Raw genomic sequence first — 6422 nt, 5'->3', positions numbered from 1 at the left:
GGTTCCTCAGGAGGGAAAGGGTTGAAACCTATTCTTACTCGAAACAGAGTTTCGAGGCAATTGCGTTCCCAAACACAGAGTTTGGGAACGAGTTACTCAATGAAGCTCATGAGTACAGAAATCCTTAGCTTGATGCATATGGGGATTAAGGGAGATTATGCATTTCCCCCTTTTCTAAAGGGGGACTAAGGGGGATTAGGGGTGGTTTGCTATTCTCCACCGTTCCCATATTTTAGCTTGATTATAGAAGAATTTTCATTGTATGTAAGCGGTTTTCAGGGTGGCACAGACAAACGTTCCCCACAGGGACATGGTTTGTCCGTGTTGTGTTTGTCATTGCGAGGGTAGTGTCCGAAGCAATCTCTTGCATAGTTGAGAAAAGATTGCTTCGGGAAAAACCCCCTCGCAATGACAAATACTCCAGAGTCTCTTATGGTAAATTATCTTGATGCATATGGGAATGAACACACCCCTAATCCCTCCTAGGAGGGGAAGGAACCCACCCCTAACCCCCTCTCAAGAAGGGAATATAAAAGTCCCCTCTTGGGAGGGGATTCAGGGGTGGGTAAAAAGAACAGTCGTTGAGTTGTGCCTTTTAAAACCCAGACTGATTTCTTTTTCTTGTCTAATCCCGTAGGGATGTCATGATTATAGAATAGCATAAGTTTTTTATCCCCTGACGTGTCTTTTCTGAAGCATAAGAAAGGGCTTAATACACTATGATATACTTTTTATTAGCAATAAGTCTTGTTCTTGTTCTTTTATTGAGTTTTGCGATTTCCGGGTTGTGGGCAAAGTATGCGAATACTAAAATGATTGCGGTATTTCTCTTTCCGGGCATTGTGGTTCATGAGCTTAGTCATGCGCTCCTCTGTCTTGCTACAGGAACCACTATTAAAGAACTGAATTTATTTTCGTCGAACGGCGGTGGGATCAAATACGACAAGCCTAAGATATCCGGCGTATTTGATTTTATCATTACCTCAGCGCCCGTCTTCGGTTGCGCCTTTTTCATCTTCTTTATTCCAAAGATACTTTCACACCCTATCCATTTCAGTACTACATTTCCTTCTGAATCACCCGCTACTCTGAGTGGATTTTTCGCTTTAATTCAGCATCTTTACGATGCGGTGTTAGCTAATCTGAATACCTTCAGAAACCAGTTTCAGATAAAGAATATCCATCATAGTATCTTTTTATTCGCTATTATTATCTTTGCCGTTTCAATAGCGCCTCAAAAACAGGACATAAAATACCTTATCACAGGATTTGGGATTCTTTCAGGAATCTTCTTTTGCCTGGAGAAATTTGGTATCCATCTGGCTCAAAATGCCTGGTGGAATTTTTGTCTGAAGGAGTTGTGGGTAATTACTGCCCTTACTATTTCTGTGCTGATACCCTTGCTTCTCATTACGTTAATTGTTATGGGGTTTGGCAAAGGGTACGCTTTGACTTTTGGGCGTAAGGGTTCCGGTAAAGGAGCCGGTAAGGGTACAAATAAAAATACGAGGAGCGCTGGCAAACATGATACCAGGTAAACCAGAAATACTGTATTTCAGCAGCTTTCAGGCACCGGTTGGCCATGTATGCATCGCAAAAAGCATAAGAGGAGTTTGCCGGATATCGTTCCCCTGCACCACTGAAGAAGAGTTTCTCTACCCATTTCTCAAAAACCCATCTGCAAAAATTCAGAGAAACAATCCAATCCTCACGTATGAAATAGCTATTTTAAGGGAGTATTTTGAGGGTAAACAGATAACCTTTGATTTCCCGTTAGATATAAGCCAGGGCACGGTATTCCAAAGAAAGGTATGGAGCAAATTACAGGAAATCCCTTATGGCCAGTGCCAGTCCTATAAATGGGTTGCGGAGCAAATTGGATCTCCGAAAGCTGCAAGGGCAGTAGGCCTTGCCAATAACAAAAACCCTTTACCCCCCGTAATTCCCTGTCACAGGGTTATCGGATCCAATGGCAATTTAACCGGATATGCCGCCGGACTCCACATCAAAAAGCAGTTGTTGGAAATGGAATATAACGCAGTAACAGAGAAAAAACAGAGATGCAGGGCGAGGCTTTAGCCTTGCTTCCCCGCCTGAATAGCTGCACGAGGGTAGCAACCCTAAAGAGTTGCCCTACAGAATGGAAATTCCTTAATGTTAAATCAGTCTGGGTTTTAAAAGGCAAAACCCCCAATAACTTTTCTTTTTACCCACCCCTGAATCCCCTCCCAAGAGGGGACTTTTATACTCCCCTCTTGAGAGGGGGTTGGGGGTGTGTTCCCCTCTTGGGAGGGGTTAGGGGTGGATTTTCCATTTCCCTGGAGAGACGCAAAACCTTGCGTCTCTCCAATTATGAATTTGAATTACAGAGATATTTCATGTAACATTACCATTACCTTAGTTGCAACTATGGTAACTTTTTTCTCATTTTTACCTGATAAAAGGAGAATGTAACATGGCAAGCGGAACAGTAAAATGGTTTAACGAAAAGAAGGGATTTGGTTTTATTACCCAGGATAACGGAGAAGACGTTTTTGTGCATCAGACGGATATTGAGAGTCAGGGATTTAGAACCCTCGCCGAAGGAGAGAAGGTGGAGTTTGAAGTAGTGAAAGATCAAAAGGGCTACAGGGCAAAAAAAGTTGTTAAAAAATAACGATGGTGGATTCACTTCGTTTACCCACCCTACCGGTAATTCTATAATGAGTAGGGTGGATTAAGCAAAGCGAATCCACCAAAGGAATAAATCCCAAGAACGAACAAAGATTAAATTTTCTATACATGGAATTAGGGAAGGAATGTTATCTTACAATACGGTATATGGATTGTAAAAATCCATGCCTCATAACCCACCCAAATATCTCATACACACCCACTCCTGCAAAGAATATAATTGCGGCAATTATTACTGCTATCATCGTACGAAAAAGTCTTTTTTCCCTCCTCATTCTCATGTAACTACCAAGCAATGGAACGATGAGAATGGTTCAATATAGATCAATTTACGATCAACCGGCGCATCAGTGTGTCAGTCGCGTAGCTAAAGGGTTTAAGTACCTGACCATAAGTATTTGTATAAAAAGAGGAGATTTAGTACTATAAACTTACAGATCAAACACCCTAAAGATTATACAATAATTTATGGTCAGGTACTTAACCACGTCATTGCGAGGGTCTTTTCCGAAGCAATCTCATAAACTATCGTAGAGATCCTTCCATCCTGCATTCATTCCATCAATCAGCCCTATTTTTTTAGCTCTTGAGCCACCCTTTTTTGTTTGTCATTATGTAACAGAGTATAATTTGTCCATTACGATTTACCCTGATTGAATCTGGCATTCTAAAAAAAGATTGCTTCGGAAAAGACCCTCGCAATGACTGGCCAGGTAATCTTTTGTCAGTTAAGGATATGTTCGGTTTCATCTTTTGGATACTATAACTATAGATAAAACATTACCGTATAATCAAATCCCATAGGGATGACATCTCAACGCAGATATCCCATGTCACCCCTTCGGGGTTGAAGGGGGTTTTTTCTGTTTTTTCTATAATCATGACATCCCTACGGGATTGGGTAGAGACGCAACATCTTGCGTCTCTGCAATCGCAACATCTTGCGTCTCCAAAATCGTGCGTCTGCAACATCGTGTGCCTTTGCGTTTAATGTTGTGAAATTTCAATTCTGTAGGACAACCCTTTAGGGTTGCTATCCTCGTGCAGGTATTCAGGCTGGGAGGCAAGGCTAAACAGGCTGTCCGGGAATTGTTTTTACGGATCAAAGCTGTACTGTATATTGATTAACTATTGTAATAGACGCAACATATAGCATATGTTGCAGGTAGCAATTGCATTCTCGGACAGCCTGTAAAGCCTCGCCCTACATCTTGCATAAAAGATAAAAGTCGCCGAAGGATTGGTTTAAATTCTGGAATTTGTAACAACTCTGTGATATAGATACCTTTATCAGAATTATGGTAAATCATATAAAGATTCATATAACAGGCATTGTACAGGGCGTGGGATTTCGCCCTTTTATTTACAACCTTGCCCATAAATACAACCTCAAAGGCTTTTGTCTGAATGATTCACACGGCCTTCTCATAGAAGTGCAGGGAGAAATGATTGATACGTTCATTCAGGAAATAAAAGCGTGCCCACCTCCCCTTTCAAGGATTGAAGAGTTTACTGTCCATACCGTTCATAGTAAAAAAATTTACAAAGATTTTATTATACGGAAGAGCTTATCCTGCGAAGGGGGCTTTACCCTGATCTCACCCGATATTGCTACCTGTCAGGATTGCTTAAGAGAACTCTTTGATCCCAATGACAGACGATACTGTTATCCCTTTATAAACTGTACTAACTGTGGGCCAAGATATTCTATCATCGAAGATGTCCCTTACGATCGTTTCAGGACAACTATGGCCCCCTTCAGGATGTGCACAGTATGTGAGCGGGAATACCATGATACCACGAATCGCCGTTTCCATGCACAACCCAATGCTTGTTCCAAATGTGGACCTAAGGTGTGGCTGGAGCGTGGAAGGCAGAAGATAGAAGGGAGAGACACGGATAACTATAAATCCCAAAATCATACATCAGAAATCCTGACAAATTTCGATGCTATTCAAAAATCAATCGCCCTTCTGAAAAGTGGGGCTATACTTGCCATAAAAGGGCTTGGCGGTTTCCATCTTGTATGCGATGCCGTAAATCATGATGCAGTAAAAAGGCTGAGAGAAAGAAAAAGAAGGTCAAATAAACCGTTTGCCCTCATGGCACCCAATAGTAAGGTTATAAAAAGTTTTTGTTCTGTCTCAGAAAAAGAGGGAGAAATTCTGGAAGGAAGGATTCGCCCTATCGTAATTCTAAAAAAAGATTTATCAAGCACAATTTCAGAGGAAGTTGCCCCCTATAGTAAAAACCTTGGAGTAATGCTCCCCTACACCCCCCTTCACCACCTTCTTTTCGGTTCCGAAGAAATAAAATTTATTGCCCTTGTAATGACGAGCGGAAATCAGTCTGAAGAGCCTATAGTCATCTCAAATGATGATGCCCTTGAAAGACTTTCTTCCATTGCTGACTTTTTTCTCCTTCACGACAGGGGTATCTCTATGAGGATAGATGATTCTGTTGTGAGGGAAAAGAAGCCGGGAGAAATTGCAAACGTATCAATTGAGATTCCTCATGGAAAATCAGAAACACAAAAACTCAAATCCCAAACACTGGTTATCCGAAGGGCAAGGGGATTTGTTCCGGAACCTATTGACCCCGGAGAAGAATTGGAAGAAATACTGGCCTTCGGCGCCGGGCTGAAAAGCACCTTTTGCCTTACAAAGGGTAAAAAGGCCATACTAAGCCAGCACATAGGAGACCTTCAAAATTATGATACTTTGGAATTCTTCAAAGAAAGTCTTAAAAATCTTAAAAACTCTTTTCGCATATCCCCTCAGATACTTGCCCATGACCTTCACCCCGATTATCTGAGCACAAGATTTGCCCTGGAGTATGCAACACAAATAAATATACCCCATACAAGGATCATACCCGTTCAACACCATCATGCCCATATAGTAAGTTGCATGGCAGAGCACCATCTTAACCAGGAAGTGATAGGAGTAGCATTTGATGGTACAGGGTACGGATTGGATGGAAATATATGGGGAGGAGAGTTCCTCATTGTTAATAAAGGGAATTTTATACGGAAGGCTCATTTTGAGTATATTCCTATGCCTGGTAGTGATAAGGCCATAAAAGAGCCGTGGAGGATGGCAACTGCTTATCTATACCATATCTTTGGTGACCGGATGTTTGAGACCATACCATCTTTTTTTAAAAGATTTAGTACAAGGGATATTGATATCATTGCTACGATGATAAAGAAGCGACTTCATTGTCCTTTGACCTCCAGCGTTGGACGTCTTTTTGATGCGCTATCTTCTCTGCTCCGGATACGGGATAGAATAACATTTGAAGGTGAGGCTGCTATAGAATTAGAAATGATGGCCGATTGTTGTGATGAAAAGGAGCTGAGATCATACCCATTTCAGATTATATGTGGAAAACCTCGTAGTATAGATCTAAAACCTCTTATAAAATCATGTATAGAAGATTTAAATAGTGGGATAGAAGCTTCCCTGATATCTTTCAACTTTCATTACACTTTGGCAAAGATCGTCGTAAAGATCTCAAATATTTTAAGAGAAGAACATGGCATAAGAGATGTCGTCCTGAGTGGCGGAGTATTTCAGAATAAACTTTTATCAGATTTAACAGAAGGATGTCTCAGAAAAGAAGGTTTTATCGTCTGGTCGCATGAACAAATCCCTGCAAACGATGGTGGAGTTTCCCTTGGCCAGGCAATTGTAGCCTGGGAGAAACTAAAAAGGTAATTACTCAAAACAAGGTGCAAAACCTGACCT

Annotated in this window: 4 protein-coding genes; all 4 read left to right on the top strand. The window is 41.3% G+C overall.

Annotated features, from left to right (window positions below; genetic code table 11):
• Positions 1-719 precede the first annotated feature (719 nt).
• The 4 genes from FBQ94_RS11910 (at position 720) to hypF (ending at position 6392) form a co-directional block, all read left to right on the top strand.
• Positions 720-1538: a M50 family metallopeptidase gene (locus tag FBQ94_RS11910; RefSeq protein WP_040543071.1), complete on the top strand. Its 819-nt coding sequence runs from the start codon at positions 720-722 to the stop codon at positions 1536-1538.
• Positions 1525-2079, top strand: a complete 555-nt coding sequence (locus FBQ94_RS11905; protein ID WP_007219960.1) for a methylated-DNA--[protein]-cysteine S-methyltransferase — start codon at positions 1525-1527, stop codon at positions 2077-2079. Before FBQ94_RS11910 ends, FBQ94_RS11905 begins: the two co-directional genes overlap by 14 nt.
• Before the next feature lie 376 nt (positions 2080-2455).
• Positions 2456-2656, top strand: a complete 201-nt coding sequence (locus tag FBQ94_RS11900) for a cold-shock protein (RefSeq protein WP_007219961.1) — start codon at positions 2456-2458, stop codon at positions 2654-2656.
• A gap of 1315 nt (positions 2657-3971) precedes the next feature.
• Positions 3972-6392 carry a carbamoyltransferase HypF gene (gene hypF / locus FBQ94_RS11895; protein WP_007219962.1) on the top strand — a complete coding sequence of 807 codons (2421 nt, stop codon included), beginning with the start codon at positions 3972-3974 and terminating at the stop codon, positions 6390-6392.
• Positions 6393-6422 lie beyond the last annotated feature (30 nt).

This window comes from Candidatus Jettenia sp. AMX1, assembly GCF_030263775.1.
GTDB classification, from domain to species: domain Bacteria; phylum Planctomycetota; class Brocadiia; order Brocadiales; family Brocadiaceae; genus Jettenia; species Jettenia caeni.
This window is presented reverse-complemented; position numbering and strand designations above follow the sequence as displayed.

Excerpts from the sequence above, each read along its gene's own strand:
- FBQ94_RS11905 (WP_007219960.1), top strand. The coding sequence starts at position 1,525 with ATGATACCAGGTAAACCAGAAATACTGTATTTCAGCAGCTTTCAGGCA.
- FBQ94_RS11900 (WP_007219961.1), top strand. The coding sequence starts at position 2,456 with ATGGCAAGCGGAACAGTAAAATGGTTTAACGAAAAGAAGGGATTTGGT.
- FBQ94_RS11910 (WP_040543071.1), top strand. The coding sequence starts at position 720 with ATGATATACTTTTTATTAGCAATAAGTCTTGTTCTTGTTCTTTTATTG.
- hypF (WP_007219962.1), top strand. The coding sequence starts at position 3,972 with ATGGTAAATCATATAAAGATTCATATAACAGGCATTGTACAGGGCGTG.